Here is a 19,227-nt window from a genome sequence, read left to right on the forward strand (position 1 = left end):
CGGCTTCCCCTCCGGTGACTCCACCGGCACACGTGTATCCCCAGAGTAGTTATGGGTGGTACGGGTGGGAAGAGGGGGGCCCTCACCTGTTGTACGGTGCGAGATCCGCCCGTTGCAGTACGTAGTCGCTCAGCGGAACGTAGCAGCTCGGGGCCGAGCCGTCCTCCAGCGGTACGACCACCTCGACCAGGCCGTCCGCCTCGGCGGCGAACGGGGCGACGTCGTTGCAGTCCGCGATGCCCCCGGCCGGGATGCCGAGGCGGCCCGCGCCGCACAGCCAGCCGTGGTCGCCCAGCACCAGGTCGGGCGGGCGGTGCCCGGCGTCGGCGAGGGCGGTCAGGGCGAGCCGGACGGGCAGCGGGGAGTGGGTGTGCGCTAGGTCGCCGGGGCCGGGGCGGCCGGGGCCGTCGGGGCCGTCCAGGGCGCGCATCACCAGGACGCCGTCGAGCACGTCGAGGTAGCGCGGGCGCTCGCCCTCGGGGGTGGGCTCGCGGAAGCGCACGCCCCGCGCGGGGGTGTGCACGGTGCAGCCCGCCGCTTCGAGCGCCTCGGCCAGCGCGCGGTGGAAGCCCGCGAGCTTGGTGGGGTGGCCGGTGCCCGCGAGCACGCTGCCGCGCCGGTCGGCGGTGCGGCGCAGCAGGAGGGCGAGCCGGTCCAGGGCGTCGAGGGTGCGGTCGGGGTCGATGGAGTCGGGGCCCCGGACGTGGCGCGGGTCGGGGTTCACGCCGACGCGTTCGGCCATCAGCCGCAGCACGGCGGCCTCGTCCCGACGGGGCTCCGGGTCCAGCCCCATCAGGGACTTGGGGTCGCCCTGGGCGAACAGCCGGTAGTGCCGCAGGTTGTTCTGCCGGGGGGTCGGGACCTCGGGCCCGGCCAGGCGGTGCTTGACCAGGTAGGCACGGAGCTCGTCGCGGGCGGTCACGGGATCAGTCCGTGCTGCGGGAGGACGGCCCGGCGGGTGGCCAGGACGGCCTGGTCGAGGCGGTCGGCGGGGTCGTAGCCGCCCTCGTGGAAGTCGGACCACTGCGGGGTCGTGCCGTCGGTCATCCGCAGCGGGGCGGGCCGTCGGGTCAGCCGGTACACCTCGGCGCGCCACTCCTCGGGGGTGTCGGTGGCCGGGTCGACGGGGTGGCCGGCGGCGGTGGCGACCAGGTGCGTCCAGGTGCGGGGCACCACGTCGACCACGGCGTACCCGCCGCCGCCGGTGGCGATCCAGCGACCGTCGGCGTGCTCGTGGGCGAGGCGGTGGACCGCCTCGGCGACGATCCGCTGGGCGTCGACGGTGACGGCGAGGTGGGCGAGCGGGTCCTCGACGTGGGTGTCGGCGCCGTGCTGGCTGACGATCACCTGCGGGCGGAACGCGGCCAGCAGTTCGGGCACCAGGGCGTGGAAGGCGCGCAGCCACCCGGCGTCGCCCGTCCCGGCGGGCAGCGCGAGGTTGGCGGCGGTGCCCTCGGCGCCCGGCCCGCCGGTCTCGGTGGCCCAGCCGGTCTGCGGGAACAGCGTGGTGGGGCTCTCGTGCAGCGAGACGGTCAGCACCCGCGGGTCGTCCCAGAACGCCTGCTGCACGCCGTCGCCGTGGTGGACGTCCACGTCCACGTAGGCGACCCGCTCGGCGCCGAGTTCGAGCAGCCGGGCGATGGCCAGCGCCGGGTCGTTGTAGATGCAGAACCCGGACGCCTGACCGGGCATCGCGTGGTGCAGCCCGCCCGCGAAGTTCACCGCGTGCGGGGTCTCCCCGCGCCACACCGCCTCGGCGGCGGCCACCGACTGCCCGGCGATCAGCGCGGAGGCGGTGTGCAGCCCCGGGAACGCCCAGTTGTCGTCCGTCCCCAGCCCGTGCGCGGCGTCCACCGCGGACGGGTCGGCGGCGGCCCGCTTCACCGCCGCCAGGTACTCGGCGGTGTGCACCAGCCGCAGCGTGGAGTCCCCGGCGGGCGGCGCCGAACGCACCGTCACCGACGGCTGCCTGGTCAGGCCCAGCGACTCGACCAGCCGCATCGTCAGCGCGAGCCGCGTCGGGTCCATCGGGTGCCCGGGCCCGAAGTCGTATCCGGTCTCGGCCTCGTCCCAGAACAGGTGCAGGCCGCAGGTGGTGTCCGCCATGACCCACACCGTAGCGGGGTCGGACCCGGCTCCCGGCGTGCCGGTCCGGAGGCGGAGCGATTCGGCCCGCCGGTCGCAGATTTGATGATCGATCAGGCATTAACCGACCGGATTGTGACTTTCCGTCGACCGCTTGGCGCGGAGCGTAGTCGCGGTGCTACGTTCCGCAGCACCTCACCGAAAAGTTTCGCCCCGGCGGTGCTGGAACACCCCGGGGCACGGCACAGGACCACTCCCATGCGTTAGGAGCCAGCAATCCCATGCGAGTTCATCGTAATACCCACCGGTCCCACTTCACCGTCTTCCCGAACGAAATGCTGCAACAGGTCGGGTTGCGCAACGCGCCGCGGGGGCTGCTCACCTTCCTGCTCTCCCTCCCCGACGGGGTGCGGATGACCGCGCAGGAGATGGCGACCCGCACGCACGAGACCCTCTACGCGACCCGCAAGGCCCTCCGGGAGCTGACCGCCGCCGGGTACTACAAGGTCGCCAAGGTCCGCATCGCGAAGGGGCGGATCATCTCCGTCCAGCACGTCACCGACACACCCTTCCAGTTCACACCGGGTGTCGAAGGGCCGGTACCCGGTCCGGCCCCACGTCCAAAGACAAAGACTCGGAAGAAAGAAACCACCCCCCTCCCGCCCCTCCCGCCTGAACCTGAACCACTCGCGCGCGAGCGTTCGCAGACCCCGGCAACCGGACCCGCCCCCGCACCGGCCCGGGTGCCCCGGCCCCGCCCGGCCGCCCCGGACGGGCGGACCCACCAGGCCGCCGAGTTGCTGCTCCGCGTCGTCAGCCGACAGCCCCTGCTCCGCATCGGCGAGGTCGAGGCTCTCCGGCTGGCCCCGCTGGTCCTCGAGTGGCTCGACCGCGGCTACACCGAGGCCGTCCTCGCCGCCGCGCTCCTCCCCGGCCTGCCGACCCTGCTGCACAGCCCGGCCGGGCTCCTGGAGCGCCGCCTGATCGACAAGCTCCCGCCGCCGCTGGCCGCCCCGGCCGCCCCCGCCCACCGCTGCACCGACTGCCAGCGGCCCTCCGCCCGCCCCGGCGTCTGCCCGAGCTGCCAGCAGGCCAAGGACGGCCCCGCCTACAGCGGGGCCACCTACGCCCGCCCCGTCCGCGCGGCCCGCTGAGCCGCGCCCACCGAAAGCACGGCCCCCGCATGCCCGAATCCCTGTCGATCTCCGAGGCCCGCCCCCACCTCTGCCGGTTGGCGCGCCACGTCTCCGACACCCGTGACCGCGTCACCCTCACCGTCCACGGCCGCCCCGCCGCCGTCCTCGTCAACCCCCGCCAACTCGCCGACCTGGAAGCCACCCTGGCCTGGTACCGCACCCGCCTGCCCGCGCCCACCCCCGGCCCCTCCGCCTGAGCCGCACCCCGGAGCAGGCAGTGCCGGGCCCCGACGAGGCCCTTCCCCCGCCGCGGCCGCGCGGACCCTTCGGCGGACGGTCGTGGTCAGACCTGCTCGAAGCCGTCCGCCGCGGGGCGGGTGACCTCGTCCAGCACGGCGGCGAGGAGGTGGGGGAAGCGGGCGTCGAGTTCGTTCCGGCGCAGGGTCACCAGCCGGGTCTTGCCGCTGAGGCGGGTGGAGGTGATGCCCGCTTCGCGCAGGATCCGCCAGTGGTTGGACAGCGTGGAGCGCGGGACCGCCAACCCCTCGGGGCTGCAGGTGGTTTCGCCGTCCGTCGCCAGGCGCCGCAGCAGTTCCAGGCGCACGGGGTCGCCGAGGGCGTGCAGCACGGTCGCCAGGTCGAGGTCTTCCGGCTGGGGCTGGGGCAGTGCGCGCATCCGCTTCCTCCTCCGCGGGACGGGTGTCTAGTATGGCCCTCGGTTCAACAATTCGGGAAAGTCGAATTGATCTTGGAGGGGTGACCGTGAAGGTGCTGACCACGCTGGCCCGGCTGTACGTGGACGACCTGGACCGCGCACTGCCCGCCCTGCGGGAGCTGACCGGCCGGGAGGTCGGGCGGCGCTTCGCCCACGGCGACGTGGAGGTGGCGGGCATCGGCGGCTTCCTGCTCGTCGCGGGCACCGAGGAGGCGCTCGCCCCGTACCGGGACGTCCAGGCCACCGTGCTCGTCGACGACCTGGACGGGCTGCAGGCGCTCCTGGAGGCGCGCGGCGGGGAGGTCGTCTCCGGCCCGAACCGGGTGCCGACCGGCCGCAACGCCGTCGTGCGGCACCCCGGCGGGGTCGTCCTGGAGTACGTCGAGCACACCGCCTGAGCCCGCGACGCCGCCGCTCAGGCCGGGATCGACGCCAGGTCGGGCCGGTCGTCGGCCGGGGCGGGCGCGAAGTGGGGGGCCAGCGGGAGGATCGCCAGGACGAGGAGCATGGGCGCGCAGAAGGCCCAGCGGTAGTCGGAGAACTCGGCGAGGGCCCCGACCAGCGGGGAGCCGACGAGGAAGCCCACGTAGTTGAAGAGGTTGAGGCGGGCGACGGCGGCGTCGCTGGCGTGCGGGAAGAGGCGGCCGCCCGCGGCGAAGACCTGGGGGATGATCGCGCAGATGCCGAAGCCGAGGACGGTGAAGCCGAGGACGCCGGTCCAGGTGCCGGGGGCGAGGACGGCGATCAGGAAGCCCGCGGCGGCGACGGCGGTGCCGGTGCGGACGACGGGCAGGACGGTGAAGCGCTGGACGGCGCGGTCGCCGACCGCGCGGCCGAGCAGCATGGCGACCATGTAGCCGAGGTAGGAGAACTTGGCGAGGTCCTCGGGGCTGTGCAGGCCGTCGGTGAGGTACTTGACGCTGTAGTTGGAGACGGAGGCGTCGGCGATGTAGGCGAAGGCCATCACGGCGCACAGCGGGAGCAGCGGCCGCCAGGGGATGCGGCGGGCGGCGAGGGCGGCCGCCTCGCGGACGGCGTCGCCGAGTTCGGCGGGGCCGGCGAACCGGCGTCCGGCGAGGAGCGCGGCCGGGACCAGCACGGCCGCGGCGCCGCCGAACAGCAGGGGCAGCCCGGCGTCCTGGTGGGCGCCGAACGCGGCGAGCGCGGCGCCGACGATGCCGCCGAGGCTGAACGCGGCGTGGAAGCCGATCATGATGCTGCGGCCGTAGCGGTGTTGGAGGCCGACGCCGAGCATGTTCATGGAGGCGTCGAGGGCACCGACCAGCAGGCCGAACAGGCCGAGGGCGACGGCGAGTTGCCACAGCCGGGAGCCGAGGCCGGTGAGGGCGAGGGTCAGGCAGAGCGCGGGTTGGACGACCCGCAGGACGCCGCGCGCGGTGGTGCGCTTGACGAGCGTCTCGGAGGTGATCGAGCCGACCCCGGCCAGGATCGGGACGGCGGCGAGGAAGAGCGGGAGCAGGCCGTCGCTGAGGCCGTAACGTTTCTGCAGATCGGTGATGCAGGTGACCAGCAGCGCGAAGGTGGTGCCCTGGAGGAAGAAGGAGACGGCCAGCGCGGCCCGGGCCTGCCGGAGCCGGGGGGTGGGTTCGGCCGTGGCCGTGACCTGCATCGGGACCTCGCTCACCACCGACGCTACCGGCCGGTACGCAACTGTTGGGCAGAGCGTAGGCGGTCGGCGGCGTCGGCGGGAGGGGTCCGGCGGGGTCAGTTCGGCAGCGGCCGCGGCCCGGTCCGGCGGCGGCCCCGGCTCAGTTCGGCAGCAGGGCGATCGCCTCGTCCAGCGCGGTGAGCAGCCCGGTCGCGCCCGCCGAGGTGAGCTTGGCCGGGTCGGTGAGCGCCGCGTAGCCGTACACGTCCATCCCGGCGGCGCGGGCGGCCAGGACGCCGTTGCGGCTGTCCTCCAGGACGAGGCAGCGCGCCGGGTCGACGCCCATGGTGCGGGCGGCGTGCAGGAACAGGTCGGGGGCGGGCTTGCCGACCCCGACGTCCTGGGCGGAGAACAGCAGCTCGTCGGTGAAGTACCCGGACAGGCCGGTGAGGCGGTGCGCGGTGCGGATCCAGGAGTGGTGGGCGGAGGAGGCCACGCAGTAGCGGACGCCGTGCTCCTGGAGGTGGCCGAGCAGCTTCTCCGCCCCGGCCACCGGCCGCAGTTCGCGCTCGAAGGCGGCGAACACCCGGGCGTGGAACAGGTCGTCGAAGTCCTCCGGGAGCACCGCCCCGTACCGCTCGGCGATCACGTCGTGCACGGTGTGCGCGGCGGTGCCCATGAAGTCCCGGTAGGAGTCCTCGATCGTGGTGGGGTGGCCGAGCTCGGTGAGGTACTCGGCGAGCACCCGGTTGGAGATCGGCTCGCTGTCCACCAGCACGCCGTCGTTGTCCAGGATCAGCAGGTCGTAGCCGTCGCGGCCGGTGTCGTCACTCACGTCGCCCGAGCCTACTTGCCGCCGCCGGCCAGCTCCCGGGAGCGGTCCCGGGCGGCCTCCAGCGCGCCGAGCATGGCGGCCCGGACGCCGTGGTTCTCCAGTTCGCGGATGGCGGCGATGGTCGTCCCGGCCGGGGAGGTGACGGCCTCGCGGAGCTTGACGGGGTGCTCGCCGGAGTCGCGGAGCATCACCGAGGCGCCGATCGCGGACTGCACGATCAGCTCGTGCGCGACCTGGCGGGGCAGGCCGAGCAGGATGCCCGCGTCGATCATCGCCTCGACCAGGAAGTAGAAGTACGCGGGGCCGGAGCCGGACAGCGCGGTGGCCGCGTCCTGCTGGCCCTCCGGGACGCGCAGCGCCTTGCCGACCGAGCGGAAGATCGCCTCGGTGCGGGCCAGGTGCGCCTCGGTGGCGTGCGAGCCGCCGGAGATGACGCTCATGCCCTCGTCGACCAGGACGGGCGTGTTGGGCATCACCCGGACCACCGGGGTGCCGGGGGCGAGGCGCGCCTCGAACCAGGCGGTGGGGATGCCCGCGGCGGCCGAGACGACCAGCTTGTCGGCGGCGACGTGCTCGGCCAGTTCCTCCAGCAGGGTGCCCATGTCCTGCGGCTTGACCGCGAGGATCAGGGTGTCGGCGAGCTTGGCGGCCTCCGCGTTGGTGACGGTGGTGACGCCGTAGCGGTCGGCGAGCTCGGTGGCGCGCTCGGCCCGGCGGGCGGTGACCAGGACGTCAGCGGGCGCGGTCCCGGCCCGCAGCAGCCCGGAGAGCAGGGCCTCGCCGATCTTGCCCGTCCCGAGGAAGGCGATCTTCTGGCCGGCGGTGGTGCTGTCGCTCATGGTGCGTACCCTCCGTGCGCTGCGGTTGCTGGCCGCCCATCTTGCCCCGGGACGCCCCCGCCCCGACGGACCTGTCCACCCTGCGGTCGGCCCGCCCTCGCCCCGGCCCCCGTAGGGGGAAACTCAGGGGTGCGGGCTCTGGATTCCGGGGGCGGGCGGGAGCACCGTGGAGGCATGGGACACGGAGAGTTGTCAGGACGTGAGAACCGCCAGGTCGCCGTCGCCGCCGCGACGCTCGGGCCGTGGCGGACGGCGGCGGCGGTGGGCACGGTGGTCGGCGGGGCCGCGCTCGCGGTGGACGTGATCACGCTGCACTGGTCGCTGGACATCCTGGCCGGGCCGGTCAGCTGGGGGTTGTTCTTCTTCTTCCTGGTGGGCACGGTCGGCGGCCGGCTGCGCAGCGGCGGCGACCGGCGGCTGCGCCGCTGGGCGGACGAGCACCCGTGGCAGTCCGCGCTGCCCGCCGCCGGGGCGCTGCTGGTGCTGGACACCCTGGCGCTGTGGCTGCTGGGCTCCCACGGCCTGTTCGGGGCGCTGTTCACCTCGCTGCTGCCGGCCGGCGCGCTGCTCGCGGTGGCGGGCGTGGTGGGGGCGGTGAAGGCGGCCCGCAAGGGCTGACGCCACGTCACGTCCGCCCCCCGCTGTCGGGTGTGTCGGCGGTGGTCGGCATACTTCCGGCCGTGCCGACGACAGATGAGCCAAGGCCGGACGACAGCGTCCCCGGCAGACCCGACGACCCCTTCGAAGGGCTGGTGCTGGACGAGGAGTTCGTCCGGTCCGCGACCGCCAAGGAGGCGTCCGGGCGGGCCCGGATGCTGACCGAGCGGTGGAAGAACGACCCGCCGCCGGAGAACGGGCCGTGGCGCCCGACGACGGAGGTCCGCCCCGTCACGGAGATCCGCCGCTCCCGGTGGCGCCGCCGGGCCCGCCCGGTGGGGCGCCGTCCGGGGCGCCCGCACCCGGTCCGCAACGCGCTGCTGGTCCTGGGGGTGGTGGCGGCCGTGCTGGTCGGGCTGGTCGTCACCGACCGCGGCGGCTCGAAGCCGCCGAAGTCCTCCGCGCTGCCCACCGTGGGCGCGGAGACCGCCCCGCCGAGCAGCGCCCCGCCGAGCGTGGACCCGGACGTGCCGACCCCGGAGCACCCGTGGGCGGGTTCGCCCGCCGAGGCGTGGCCGAACGGCGTGGACGGCATCGGGCTGCCCACCAGCATGCCCGCCACCGGCGTGTTCAGCGCGAAGCAGGTCGCCGCGAACGTGGAGGCGGTGAAGGCGTACCTGGTCGCCGGCAACCTCGACCCGCAGGTGCTGTCGGGCGGCAGCGTCCAGCACGTCCTGGACCTGATGGACGGGCCGGACGCCGAGGACCTGGCCGCGGCGCTGGCGCACCCGAGCGCCGAGCACGACCCGACGACCTGGGTGAGCCGGTTCGACCCGGCCCGGGCGGTGCCGGTCACCGACCAGGTGAAGGTGCAGGGCCGGATCAGCTTCGAGGGCGACGGCGAGCGGGGCATGCTGGTGCACACCGACGTGACCTACGTGTACGCGCTGCGCCCCGGCCCGGACGCCGGGAAGGCCGTCCCGGGCGACGGCGGCACCGCGCTGCCCGCCTCCTGGGCCCAGGTGGACCGCAGCCGGGTGGTGGACCGGGAGATCGTCCGCCGGGTGCAGGACTTCCGGTTCTACGACCCGAAGCACTACGAGGTGACGCCCGGGAAGCCGCGGCTGGGCGAGGGCCGCAGCGACTTCGGCAACAACCGGTGCGACGCGCACTCCGGCTACCTGGAGCCCGAGTTCGAGTTCACGCGGGCGGCCGCGACCGGTCCGGCGCCGAGCGGCCCGGCCACCGACCCGTACGACCGGACCAAGCCGCTGCAGGACGGCGAGGAGTGCGGCACGCTGACCCGCAGCTGACGGACGCTCAGGCCCGCCGCCGGGCCGCCTTGCGGGCCTCGCGCTCCGCCCGGGCGGCCCGGCGGCGGTGCCAGGTGGCGTTCTCCTGGTCGTAGGCGGCGCGCTTGAGGCCCTCGCCGGGGGCCTCGACCAGGCTGCGGGCGAAGTAGGCGGCCAGGGCGCCGACGAAGCCGACCAGCCAGACCCCGGCGAGCTGCTTCTCCTCGGCCATCCAGCCGGTCAGCGCGTCCTTGCCCTCGGTGAGGATCTTCCAGTTCCGCAGGCCCGCCATGGCGGAGCAGAGGCCGAGGGCGAGGGTCAGCAGCAGGGTGAGCGGGGCGGCGTCGGAGATCCGGACGCCGGAGACGCCCAGCCGCAGCGCGAGCGCCCCGGCGGCGGTGGCCGCGAGGGCGCCGAGCGGGACGAGGACGCGGCGCAGCCAGTAGCCGGTGCCGCGGTCGACCCAGGTGGTGCCGAACCAGCGGATCGGCGGGGGGACGGGGGCCCCGTCCGCGGTGGTCGTCGTACTCGCCGTACTCGTCGTACTCACGGTCCGATTATCACCACGAGCGGGGTCCGTCCCCCGGGTGCCACGCGTCTCAGCCGAGCTTGGAGACGTCCCGGACGGCGCCCTTGTCGGCGGAGGTGGCCATCGCGGCGTACGCCCGGAGCGCCGCCGAGACCTGGCGGTCGCGGTTCTTCGGGCGGTAGCCGCCCTCGGACTCCAGCTTGAGCCGGCGCTCGTGCAGCTCCTCGAAGGAGACGTCCAGGTTGATGGTGCGGGCCGGGATGTCGATGGTGATCGAGTCGCCGTCCTCGACCAGGGCGATGGCGCCGCCGGAGGCCGCCTCCGGCGAGATGTGGCCGATCGAGAGGCCCGAGGTGCCGCCGGAGAAGCGGCCGTCGGTGATCAGCGCGCACGCCTTGCCCAGGCCGCGGCCCTTCAGGAAGGAGGTCGGGTAGAGCATCTCCTGCATGCCCGGACCGCCCTTGGGGCCCTCGTAGCGGATGACCACCACGTCGCCCTCGGTGACCTGCTTGGTCAGGATCTTCTCGACCGCCTCGTCCTGGGACTCGCAGACCACGGCCTTGCCCTGGAAGCGCCAGATCGACTCGTCCACGCCCGCGGTCTTCACCACGCAGCCGTCCTCGGCGATGTTGCCGTAGAGCACCGCGAGGCCGCCCTCGACCGAGTAGGCGTGCTCGACGCTGCGGATGCAGCCCTTGGCGGCGTCGGTGTCCAGCGACTCCCAGCGCTCGGACTGGCTGAACGCCTCGGCGGAGCGGACGCAGCCGGGGGCGGCGTACCAGAGGTCGACGGCCTCCTCGGAGGCCGAGCCGCCGCGCACGTCCCAGGTCTTCATCCACTCGGCGAGCGAGTCGGAGTGCACGGTGTGCACGTCCTCGTGCAGCAGGCCGCCGCGGTACAGCTCGCCGAGGATCGCGGGGATGCCGCCGGCCCGGTGCACGTCCTCCATGTAGTACGAGCCGTTGGGGGCGACCTTGGACAGGCAGGGCACCTTGCGGGAGATGCTGTCGATCACCCGCATGTCGAAGTCGACCTCGGCCTCCTGGGCGGCGGCCAGCAGGTGCAGGATCGTGTTGGTGGAGCCGCCCATCGCGATGTCCAGCGCCATCGCGTTCTCGAACGCGGCGCGGGTGGCGATGTTGCGCGGCAGCACCGACTCGTCGTCGCCGCCGTAGTAGCGGTTGGTGATGTCGACGACGGTGCGGCCGGCCTGCTCGTACAGGGCGCGGCGGCCGGTGTGGGTGGCCAGCAGCGAGCCGTTGCCGGGCAGCGAGAGGCCGATCGCCTCGGTCAGGCAGTTCATCGAGTTGGCGGTGAACATGCCGGAGCAGGAGCCGCAGGTCGGACAGGCGTTCTCCTCGATGATCGAGATGTCCGCGTCGGAGACGTTCTCGTTCACCGCCTGGGAGATCGCGTCGACCAGGTCCAGCTTGCGGACGGTGCCGTCGACCAGGGTGGCCTTGCCGGCCTCCATCGGGCCGCCGGAGACGAAGACCGTCGGGATGTTGAGGCGCAGCGCGGCCATCAGCATGCCGGGGGTGATCTTGTCGCAGTTGGAGATGCAGATCAGCGCGTCGGCGCAGTGCGCGTTGACCATGTACTCGACCGAGTCGGCGATCAGGTCGCGCGAGGGCAGCGAGTACAGCATGCCGTTGTGGCCCATCGCGATGCCGTCGTCGACCGCGATGGTGTTGAACTCGCGCGGGATGCCGCCCGCCTGCTTGATCGCCTCGGAGACGATCCGGCCGACCGGCTGCAGGTGGGTGTGGCCCGGGACGAACTCGGTGAAGGAGTTGGCAACCGCGATGATCGGCTTGCCGAAGTCCTCGCGGGCTACGCCCGCGGCGCGCAGAAGGGCGCGGGCGCCCGCCATGTTGCGACCCTGGGTGACCGTGTTGGACCTCAGCTGGGGCATCGTTGCCGCTCCTTCAGGAGACTCTCGGGGGCTGTCGAGCCTACGCCCGCACCGGCCGCTTCCGGACACGGTGTCCGCGATGCGGTCAGTGCGGGCGCCCCGGCGGACGCCGCGGCGCTACGGCCTGGGCAGCACGAAGACGTCCAGCAGGTACGGCTCGACGACCCGCCCGTCCGGGAACTCGGCGAGCAGCGCCTCCCGCTCCGCCGCCAGGACCGGGGCCCGCTGCTCCGGCTCCAGCACCGCGAAGTACGAGCGGGAGGTCAGGTCGTCGATCACCCGGTCCACCGGGACGGTCCGCTCCCAGCGCAGCCGCTCCGAGCGCACCTCCAGGCCCGAGGCCGTCAACCTCTCCGGCCGGGCGTTCCCCCCGCCGGTGTAGTGGTAGGTCGACAGGGCGGTCCTCAACCGCTCCTGCTGGGCAGCCAGCCACGGCACCTCGTAGTCCTTGACGTTCCACCACACCGCCAGCGCCCCGCCCGGGCGCAGCACCCGCACCGCCTCCGGGACCGAGCGCTCCGGATCGGTCCAGTGGAACGCCTGGGCGTACGTCACGAAGTCCACCGAGGCGTCGTGGAACGGGAGTTCGTCACCCACCGCCTTCACCACCGGGATCCGCGGGCTGACCTCGCGCAGCACCGCGGCCATCCCCTCGCTGGGCTCGACCGCGACCACCCGGGCCCCGCGCCCGGCCAGCAGCCTGGTCGCGATGCCGGTGCCCGCGCCCACGTCCAGCACGTCGGCCCCGTCCAGCGGGCGGCCGGAGAGCCGCTCCAGCACGTCGAACAGCTCGTCCGGGTAGGACGGCCGGGCGGCCTGGTACTGCGCGGCCACCGGGCCGAAGGAGTTGGCGTGCGCCTTGAGGTCGTGCATCGGGGTGTCCTCCTCGATCGGGAATCCGTTGACCGTGCGGTCGACCCTAGGCCCGGACGCGCGGCCCGTGCACGGGTTCCCCTGTGGGCGGACGGCCCTTCAGCTGCCGGGCCGGGCGGTCGCCAGGTGCAGCCTGGTGAACGCCAGCGCCTCCGCCAGGTCCGCCTCCCGCTCGGCCGGGGAGCCCGACTTGCGGGTGTTCACCTCCAGCACCACGTGCCCGTCGAACCCGGTCCGCGCCAGCCGCTCCAGCAGTTCCGCGCACGGCTGCTTGCCCCGCCCCGGGATCAGGTGCTCGTCCTTCCCCGACCCCGACCCGTCCGCCAGGTGCACGTGCGCCAGCCGGTCGCCCATCCGCTCCACCAGCTCCAGCGCGTCCGTCCGGGAGGTCGCCGCGTGCGACAGGTCGACGGTGAAGTGCCGGTACGCCTCGTCCGTGACGTCCCAGCCCGGGGCGTACGCCAACACCTCCCGGTCGCGGTAGCGCCACGGGTACATGTTCTCCACCGCGAACCGGACGTCGGTCTCCCCCGCCATCCGGTTCACCCCCGCCACGAACTCCCGCGCGTACTGCCGCTGCCACCGGAACGGCGGGTGCACCACCACGGTGTCCGCGCCCAGCCGCTCCGCCGCCTTCCTGGCCCGCACCAGCTTCGTCCACGGGTCCGTCGTCCACACCCGCTGGGTGATCAGCAGGCACGGCGCGTGCACCGCCAGGACCGGCACCCCGTACCGGTCGGAGAGCCGCCGCAGCGCCTCCACGTCCTGGCTCACCGGGTCGTTCCAGACCATCACCTCGACGCCGTCGTACCCCAGCCGCGCCGCCAGCTCGAACGCCGTCTCCGTCGTCGACGGGTACACCGACGCCGTCGACAGCGCGACCTTCGTCCCCGGCACGTGCAACGCCGGGTGCGGCGGCGGCCACCCCGGCCGCTCCAACTTCCGCCGCGCCGCCCTGGCGGCCCGCGCCGCCTTCAACGGCAGGGGGCCGCGCCTCGACCGCCGCTCGTCCGCCGAATCCGCCACGCCCACCAGACTAAGTCAGGCCGGGGAACGCCGAGGAACTGCTGCGCCGGACGCTGCGGAACCGGGGGCGCGGGGAACTGCGCGGCCGGCCGGGCACCCGCAGCCGGGTCGCGACGCAGGACGGTCACTTGCACCGTCTCGCGATCCTGCTGACGTGCGACTCCGCTTCGCGCAGTTCCCCGCGCCCCCGTCGGTGCGCCTGCTGCTCGCGTCCCCGGCCGCGCTACGCCTCGATCGCGATGCGGCTCTCGTGCCCGTCCATCGCGTCCAGCCGCCGCAGGATGATCCCCTCGCGCAGCGCCCACGGGCAGATGTCGAGCTCCTCCAGCCCGAAGAGGTCCATCGCCGCGTCGGCGACCAGCGCCCCGGCCAGCAGCTGGCGGGCGCGGCCGGGGGAGACGCCGGGGATCTGCGCGCGTTCGCCCGGCGTCATCGCGGCGAGGCGGGGCAGCCACGCGGAGAGGCCGGAGCGGGTGAGCTTGCGGGGGACGCGGACGCCCGCGCCCTCGGGGGCGGCGCCGGTCATCCGGGCGAGCTGCTTGAAGGTCTTGGAGGTGGCGACCGAGTGGTCGGGCGGTCCGAGTCGGGTGAAGTCGCCGACCGTCCCGGCGATCTCGGCGCGGATGTGCCGCCGCAGTTCGCGCAGGTCGCCGGGGTCGGCGACCTCGCCGGGGAGGCGGGAGGTGAGGCGTCCGGCGCCGAGCGGGAGGGAGGTGGCGACGTCGGGCTGCTCGTCGAGGCCGCAGGCGATCTCCAGCGAGCCGCCGCCGATGTCGAGGTTGAGCAGCCGGCCCGAGGACCAGCCGAACCAGCGGCGGACGGCGAGGAAGGTCAGCCGGGCCTCGTCCTGCCCGGACAGGACGGTGAGCGCGACGCCGGTCTCGTCCTCGACCCGGCGCAGCACCTCCTCGCCGTTGGCGGCCTCCCGGACGGCGGAGGTGGCGAACGGCAGCAGGTCGACGACGCCCTTGTCCTCGGCGACCCGGAGCGAGGAGGCGACCATCGAGACCAGGCGCTCGACGCCGACCTCGCTGATCGCCCCGTTCTCCTCCAGCAGCTCGGCGAGGCGCAGTTCGGCCTTGTGGGAGTAGGCGGGCAGCGGGGCCGCGCCGGGGTGGGCGTCCACCACGAGGAAGTGGACGGTGTTGGAGCCTACGTCGAGCACACCGAGTCGCATGACCGTCCAACCTAGCCCAAACCGGTGACCACCAGGGGTGCGGGCGGGGTCACAGCATGCCGTCCCAGAGCTGCTCGACGATGACCGCCCACCAGTTCTCCGGGTCGCGCAGGGCGGTCCGGTCGAGCGCGGCCAGCGCCCACTGGAACTCGGCGACGGCGGGCCCGGCCTGCTCGGGGGGAAGGTCGAGCAGGCGGGGGCGGCGTTCGGCGAGCAGCGCCAGGCAGCGGGTGAAGGCGGTGAGGTCGGTGTTGCAGTAGCGGGCCTCGCAGGTGTCGGGGTCGACGGCGCGGACCCGGCCCTGGGCGGTGTCGACGGTGAGCAGCGCCCAGCCGTCGGTGCCGATCAGGCGCTGGCCGAGCAGCGCGGTGCGGGCGGCGGCGGTGGCGCGGCGGCCGCGGCCGAGGGCGCCGAGGTGCTCGGTGAGGTCGGGCAGCGGCGGGGCGGCCTGTTCGGCGATGCCGTCGGTCTCGGGCAGGTGGAGGGTGAAGAAGCCGGGCACCTCGCGGGGCAGTCCGGTGCGCTGCAGCGGGCGGGCGACGGCCTCGGGCAGGTCCGCGGCGAGCGTCTCGGCCGGCTCGAAGCGGCGCACGGCGTCCTCGCCGAACAGGGCGGCCAGCCGCTTGCCGAGGCCGGTCTCGTCCTCGGGCTGGGCGGGCGGCACGGCGGGCGGGAACGGCACCCGGTTGTAGGCGCTGCGGGTGCGGGCCACCAGGGCCCGCACGGCGGCCGCCCGGTGGTCGTGGCGCGGCCCGTACGGCTGCTCGAACTCCAGCCGTACGCCGGGCAGTTGCTCGGCGACGGCCTGCTCGGAGTAGCTGCCGGGGAGCATCGACAGCCGCAGGTCGGTGCGCAGCGCGACCAGATTCTCGGCCGGGACGCCCCGGGCGGCGAGCTGCTCCCGGGCGAGCAGGGCCGGGTGCGGGCGGCCGTGCGCGGAGCGGACGGTGAGCGACTGCAGTTCGTCCTTGTCGTCCCGGTAGCTGAGGGTGGCCCGGGTGCCGGGGCCGGTGACCGGGGGCAGCGCCGGGTTGTGGCTGCCCGCGCCGAGGCGGTCGCGGTGCAGCTGCTCGACCACCGGCACCGGGACGGACGGGTAGACGACGAGTTCGCCGGTGACCCGGTCGACCACGGCGCAGGCCGCGCCGATCTCCTCGGGGGCGTGGCGGGCGCCGGTGAGCGGGTCGGTGAGGACGGGCGCGGGCTCCGGCCAGAGCACCCAGCCGAGGTCGAACTCGTGGCACCTGACAGGCCGCGCCCCCTCCTGCGGGAGGTCGCCGTTGACCCAGCGGTGGGCGGTGGCGAGGGCCTGTTCGCGGGTGATCATCGGCTGGTGCTCCCGGTGGTGGTGCGGTGGATGGTGAGCCGGGAACGCGGCGGTGCGGGCGCGGCGGCGGGGGCGGCGCCCTCCTCGGACGCCCCGGTCTCCGGGGCGGCGGCGCCGACCAGGGCGGGCTCGGGCTCCGGCTCCGGCTCGGGGGCGCGGTCCGGGACGGCGACGGTGGCGGGCAGCGGCGCGGCCAGGTCGACCGGCCGGTCCGCGGCGTCCACCGCGATCGCCCACAGGCCGTGGTCGGCCGGGTAGAGCGGGGTGGGCGCGGCGTAGCCGGTCTGGTGGTCCAGGTAGCTGAGCACGCCCTTGTGGTTGACCGCGTTCCAGGTGTGCGAGCGGCCGAAGGCGTCGACGGTCAGCAGCACGGCGCGGGTGCCGGTGCCGTGGGCGAGCAGGGCCCGGCCGAGCTTGTCGTGCGCGTCGGGGCCGTCGCCGAGGTCGAGGAAGCGGGTGCCGAGTTCGAGTTCGGCGCGGTCGCGGCCGCCGCGCTCGCCGGCCGGGCCGTCGGGCAGCCGGGGCGCGGCGCAGGTCGGGACGCCGCCGAGGGTGTCCACGGCGGACAGCGCCACGTCCACGCAGTTGTTGGCGCGTCCGGCCTCGGTGCGGCCGCCGCCGTTGAGCACCTCGATCCACTCGCCGACCATCGGGTCCGGCGCGGGCACCGGGGTGCGGCGCACCGCTTCGGCCTGGTGCGCCGGGTCGACCGGGCCGAGCCCGCCGGGCAGGCCGTACGGGCGGCTGTCGGCGAGGGTCCGCTCGCGCTCCCCCTCCGGCAGCGGGCCGAGGGCGCCGCCGCGGCGGCCGTTGGCGATCACCAGCCAGGCCGCGGACACCTGCCCGGGGTTGACCGGCAGGCCCTGCTCGTCGGTCGCCGACTGGCGCCGGACGTCCACCGGCGGCTCGTAGCCGCGCACCGGGCCGCCGGGCGCGTGCTGGCCGATCCCGCCGCCGCCGACCGGCCCCACCGGGCCGGTCGCCACCGCGCGGCCGCCGACCGGCTGCTGGCCGACGCCGACCACCGCGGCCGCGCCGCCGGAAGCACCGGACGCACCGGGAGCACCCGCGGTGCCGCCCGCCGCACCCGCCACCGGGCCGGTGACCGGGGCACCGGCCGCACCGGGGGCGCCGGGAGCGCCCGCCGCACCGGCCGCCGCGCCGGCCGCCGCGCCGGGAGCGGCCCCGACCGCGCCGCCGACCGGGCCCGCGCCCGTCACCGGGGCGCCCGCCACCGGAGCGGTGGTCGGCATGCCGCCGACCGGGGCGGCCGAACCGCCGCCGACCGGGCCGAGCTGGAACGAGGAGCCGTTCGACGCGGCCGACCCGCCGAAGGAGGACGCCGGGTCCGCCGCGTGGTGGCCGCCACCGCCGCCGATCCCGCCGCCACCGCCGCCACCGCCGCCACCGGACGACCAGATGTCCCCGGCCGACACCGGCGGGACGCTCGGCGCGGGCGGCGCCGCCACCGAGTCGACGTGCACCGAGATCGGCCCGCGCACCGGCGGGACGTAGTCGCCGCCGGAGCCGCCGGAACCGCCGGAACCGCCGAAGTCACCGGAGCCGCCGCCGTAGGAGCCGCCGTAGGACGGCGCGGGGTACGAGGCCGCGGTCGAGCCGCCGTACGACCCGTGCGAGCCGCCCGAGCCGTTCTGGTAGCCGCCACCGCCACCGCCGTAGCCGCCACCGCCGCGGTGCCCGCCGCCGTTGTCGACCGGCCCGGGCTGCGGCCCGGGACCGCCCGTCACGCCCTGCACCGTGCTGACCGCCTGGGCCCCCGCGGTGTCGACCGTCTGCTGGACGGTCCCCAGCAGGCCGCCGTGGTCGCCGCCCGGTGCGCTCTGGCCGTTCGCGCCGCCGGGCCAGTTGCCCGGCCCGTTCGGGCCGCCGTGCCCGCCGTGGCCGCCCTGCGCCCCGAAGGGCCCGCTGCCCTGCTGCTGCCCGTCCAGGACGGCGACCGGCTTCCCGTCCGCGCCGAGCAGGTCGACCGGACGGCCGTCCGCGCCGAACTGCACGACCTGCCCGTCGGGGCCGGTGGCCCGGCCCGAGGCGTCGACGGTGAGCGGGTGGCCGTCGTTGCCGACCAGCAGGTGGCCCTTCTGGTCGGTGACCAGGCCGGAGACCTGGGTGCCGTCGGCCATCATCACCGGGTGGCCGTCGTCGCCGAGTTCGAGCTTGCCGCCGTGGCCGATCGCGAGCGTGATGCCGGTGCCGACCAGGGCGCCGGTCAGGCCGACCAGCAGCGGCTTGCCGTTGGCGCCGAGCAGCGGCTTGCCGTCCTCGCCCATCGCCACGCCGGTGACCGGGGAGCCGTCGGGGCCGACCAGCTGCTGCTGGCCGTCCGGGCCCTGGGTGACCGTCAGGCCCTCGACGCCCTTGACCCGCTGCCCGTCCTCGCCGACCAGCACCGGGTTGCCGTGCCGGTCGGTGCGCACCGTGCCGTCGGCCTTCAGCTCGGCGTGCAGGCCGGCGACGCTCGCCACCTCCACCGAACGGGCCACCCCGGCCTTCGCCAGCGCCCCGGTGACCTGCCCGGAGCGGGCCGCCATCGAGGACTCCCGCTGCTCGCCGTGCAGGCCCCGGCCGTCGGCCTGGGCGATCCGCTCCAGCGCGACCAGCGGCGGCTCCTTGGCCAGCGACCTGGCGGCCTCGCCCATGTCCCGGCCGAGCTGCTCCAGCAGTTGGCCGATCTTCACCTTGGCGTGCTCGACCGCGGCCAACTCCTCGGCCTCGGCGGCGACTTCCTTCACCGCGCCGACGGCCGCACCGACCGCGCCGGTCACCAGCCCGCCCAGCCCGGTGGTCATCTCCTTGCCGGCCGAGGCGATGTCGGCCTTGGCCTTGGCCTCGGCCGCGTCGGCGGCCCGGATCTTCTCGGTCAGCTCGGTGAGCACCGCGATGATGTCGGCCTTGGCCTGGTCGGCCGCCCCGGCCGCCTTGTCCAGCGCGGCGGCGACCAGGGCCGCGGCCGCGGAGGCGTCGTCCAACTGGCCGCGTCCGCCGCCGCTGAACTGCCGCCAGTGGTCGGCGAACGCCTCCACCGCGCGGCCCTTGTTCTCCCCCGAGACCCGCTGCGCGGAGGCCGCGCCCCGGGTCACCAGGGCGTCCGCCTCCGACCCGAACTCCCGCCACAGGGCGGCCGCCTGACGCAGTCCGTCCTCGTCCGCCTGCGGCCACGCGTGGCCGGTCCGCGCCAGCGCGGGGGCGAGTTCCTCCGGCAGGTTCCTGGACACGTGCTCCCCCTTCGGGTGGTGCGGCTCGGCGCGCGTGCA

The 19,227-nt window shown here is 75.2% G+C and carries 18 protein-coding genes; 5 read left to right on the forward strand and 13 right to left on the reverse strand.

The genetic code is table 11. From position 1 onward, the window contains the following. Positions 1 to 82: 82 nt before the first annotated feature. Both QSK52_RS10960 and QSK52_RS10965 read right to left on the reverse strand, forming a co-directional pair. Positions 83 to 922: a phosphatase gene (locus QSK52_RS10960; protein ID WP_285735775.1), complete on the reverse strand. Its 840-nt coding sequence runs from the start codon at positions 920 to 922 to the stop codon at positions 83 to 85. Further along, a complete protein-coding gene (locus QSK52_RS10965; protein ID WP_285735776.1) occupies positions 919 to 2,106 on the reverse strand; it encodes an acetoin utilization protein AcuC in 1,188 nt (395 codons plus the stop codon). Before QSK52_RS10965 ends, QSK52_RS10960 begins: the two co-directional genes overlap by 4 nt. A 314-nt stretch (positions 2,107 to 2,420) precedes the next feature. Between QSK52_RS10965 and QSK52_RS10970 the strand changes: the two genes are divergently transcribed. Both QSK52_RS10970 and QSK52_RS10975 read left to right on the forward strand, forming a co-directional pair. Next, entirely contained in the window at positions 2,421 to 3,239 is an 819-nt protein-coding gene (locus tag QSK52_RS10970; protein ID WP_285735777.1) for a hypothetical protein, read from the forward strand. Positions 3,240 to 3,268: 29 nt separating this feature from the next. Beyond that, the gene (locus QSK52_RS10975; protein ID WP_285735778.1) at positions 3,269 to 3,478 is read left to right on the forward strand and encodes a type II toxin-antitoxin system Phd/YefM family antitoxin; all 210 of its coding nucleotides are present in this window, start codon (positions 3,269 to 3,271) and stop codon (positions 3,476 to 3,478) included. Between the two features lie 86 nt (positions 3,479 to 3,564). Here the strand turns inward: QSK52_RS10975 and QSK52_RS10980 are convergent, their stop codons facing one another. Beyond that, positions 3,565 to 3,897, reverse strand: a complete 333-nt coding sequence (locus QSK52_RS10980; protein WP_285735779.1) for an ArsR/SmtB family transcription factor — start codon at positions 3,895 to 3,897, stop codon at positions 3,565 to 3,567. Positions 3,898 to 3,977: 80 nt separating this feature from the next. Between QSK52_RS10980 and QSK52_RS10985 the strand changes: the two genes are divergently transcribed. Continuing rightward, a complete protein-coding gene (locus QSK52_RS10985; RefSeq protein ID WP_285735780.1) occupies positions 3,978 to 4,334 on the forward strand; it encodes a VOC family protein in 357 nt (118 codons plus the stop codon). 17 nt (positions 4,335 to 4,351) lie between these two features. Here the strand turns inward: QSK52_RS10985 and QSK52_RS10990 are convergent, their stop codons facing one another. The 3 genes from QSK52_RS10990 to proC form a co-directional block, all read right to left on the reverse strand. Then, entirely contained in the window at positions 4,352 to 5,566 is a 1,215-nt protein-coding gene (locus QSK52_RS10990) for an MFS transporter (protein ID WP_285736026.1), read from the reverse strand. A 139-nt stretch (positions 5,567 to 5,705) separates the two neighbouring features. Beyond that, on the reverse strand, positions 5,706 to 6,380 hold the full coding sequence (locus QSK52_RS10995) for an HAD family hydrolase (RefSeq protein ID WP_285735781.1): 675 nt from the start codon (positions 6,378 to 6,380) through the stop codon (positions 5,706 to 5,708). Between the two features lie 11 nt (positions 6,381 to 6,391). Then, on the reverse strand, positions 6,392 to 7,219 hold the full coding sequence (gene proC, locus QSK52_RS11000; RefSeq protein ID WP_285735782.1) for a pyrroline-5-carboxylate reductase: 828 nt from the start codon (positions 7,217 to 7,219) through the stop codon (positions 6,392 to 6,394). A gap of 189 nt (positions 7,220 to 7,408) precedes the next feature. Here proC and QSK52_RS11005 point away from each other — a divergent pair, with 189 nt between their 5' ends. Both QSK52_RS11005 and QSK52_RS11010 read left to right on the forward strand, forming a co-directional pair. Beyond that, positions 7,409 to 7,837 (forward strand): hypothetical protein, encoded by a 429-nt coding sequence (locus QSK52_RS11005; RefSeq protein ID WP_285735783.1) that lies wholly within the window; start codon positions 7,409 to 7,411, stop codon positions 7,835 to 7,837. 62 nt (positions 7,838 to 7,899) lie between these two features. Beyond that, positions 7,900 to 9,129: a hypothetical protein gene (locus QSK52_RS11010; RefSeq protein WP_285735784.1), complete on the forward strand. Its 1,230-nt coding sequence runs from the start codon at positions 7,900 to 7,902 to the stop codon at positions 9,127 to 9,129. 7 nt (positions 9,130 to 9,136) lie between these two features. Here the strand turns inward: QSK52_RS11010 and QSK52_RS11015 are convergent, their stop codons facing one another. The 7 genes from QSK52_RS11015 to QSK52_RS11045 form a co-directional block, all read right to left on the reverse strand. After that, positions 9,137 to 9,658, reverse strand: coding sequence for a hypothetical protein (locus QSK52_RS11015; protein ID WP_285735785.1), 522 nt, complete (start codon positions 9,656 to 9,658; stop codon positions 9,137 to 9,139). Between the two features lie 49 nt (positions 9,659 to 9,707). Then, positions 9,708 to 11,552 carry a dihydroxy-acid dehydratase gene (gene ilvD / locus QSK52_RS11020; RefSeq protein ID WP_285735786.1) on the reverse strand — a complete coding sequence of 615 codons (1,845 nt, stop codon included), beginning with the start codon at positions 11,550 to 11,552 and terminating at the stop codon, positions 9,708 to 9,710. A gap of 117 nt (positions 11,553 to 11,669) precedes the next feature. After that, complete coding sequence (locus QSK52_RS11025; protein ID WP_285735787.1) at positions 11,670 to 12,425, reverse strand: class I SAM-dependent methyltransferase; 756 nt, start codon at positions 12,423 to 12,425, stop codon at positions 11,670 to 11,672. A gap of 99 nt (positions 12,426 to 12,524) precedes the next feature. After that, positions 12,525 to 13,328, reverse strand: coding sequence for a sugar phosphate isomerase/epimerase family protein (locus tag QSK52_RS11030; RefSeq protein ID WP_285736027.1), 804 nt, complete (start codon positions 13,326 to 13,328; stop codon positions 12,525 to 12,527). Between the two features lie 346 nt (positions 13,329 to 13,674). Then, the gene (locus QSK52_RS11035; RefSeq protein ID WP_285735788.1) at positions 13,675 to 14,628 is read right to left on the reverse strand and encodes a Ppx/GppA phosphatase family protein; all 954 of its coding nucleotides are present in this window, start codon (positions 14,626 to 14,628) and stop codon (positions 13,675 to 13,677) included. Positions 14,629 to 14,677: 49 nt separating this feature from the next. Then, on the reverse strand, positions 14,678 to 15,955 hold the full coding sequence (locus QSK52_RS11040) for an SUKH-4 family immunity protein (RefSeq protein ID WP_285735789.1): 1,278 nt from the start codon (positions 15,953 to 15,955) through the stop codon (positions 14,678 to 14,680). Then, positions 15,952 to 19,188, reverse strand: coding sequence for a toxin glutamine deamidase domain-containing protein (locus QSK52_RS11045; RefSeq protein ID WP_285735790.1), 3,237 nt, complete (start codon positions 19,186 to 19,188; stop codon positions 15,952 to 15,954). Before QSK52_RS11045 ends, QSK52_RS11040 begins: the two co-directional genes overlap by 4 nt. Positions 19,189 to 19,227 lie beyond the last annotated feature (39 nt).

The organism is Kitasatospora phosalacinea (assembly GCF_030268885.1).
Classification (GTDB): Bacteria; Actinomycetota; Actinomycetes; order Streptomycetales; family Streptomycetaceae; genus Kitasatospora; species Kitasatospora phosalacinea_C.

Coding starts and splice junctions, on each gene's coding strand:
- QSK52_RS10965 (WP_285735776.1), bottom strand. CDS start 2,106: ATGGCGGACACCACCTGCGGCCTGCACCTGTTCTGGGACGAGGCCGAG.
- QSK52_RS10970 (WP_285735777.1), top strand. CDS start 2,421: ATGCTGCAACAGGTCGGGTTGCGCAACGCGCCGCGGGGGCTGCTCACC.
- QSK52_RS10975 (WP_285735778.1), top strand. CDS start 3,269: ATGCCCGAATCCCTGTCGATCTCCGAGGCCCGCCCCCACCTCTGCCGG.
- QSK52_RS10980 (WP_285735779.1), bottom strand. CDS start 3,897: ATGCGCGCACTGCCCCAGCCCCAGCCGGAAGACCTCGACCTGGCGACC.
- QSK52_RS10990 (WP_285736026.1), bottom strand. CDS start 5,566: ATGCAGGTCACGGCCACGGCCGAACCCACCCCCCGGCTCCGGCAGGCC.
- proC (WP_285735782.1), bottom strand. CDS start 7,219: ATGAGCGACAGCACCACCGCCGGCCAGAAGATCGCCTTCCTCGGGACG.
- ilvD (WP_285735786.1), bottom strand. CDS start 11,552: ATGCCCCAGCTGAGGTCCAACACGGTCACCCAGGGTCGCAACATGGCG.
- QSK52_RS11025 (WP_285735787.1), bottom strand. CDS start 12,425: ATGCACGACCTCAAGGCGCACGCCAACTCCTTCGGCCCGGTGGCCGCG.
- QSK52_RS11035 (WP_285735788.1), bottom strand. CDS start 14,628: ATGCGACTCGGTGTGCTCGACGTAGGCTCCAACACCGTCCACTTCCTC.
- QSK52_RS11040 (WP_285735789.1), bottom strand. CDS start 15,955: ATGATCACCCGCGAACAGGCCCTCGCCACCGCCCACCGCTGGGTCAAC.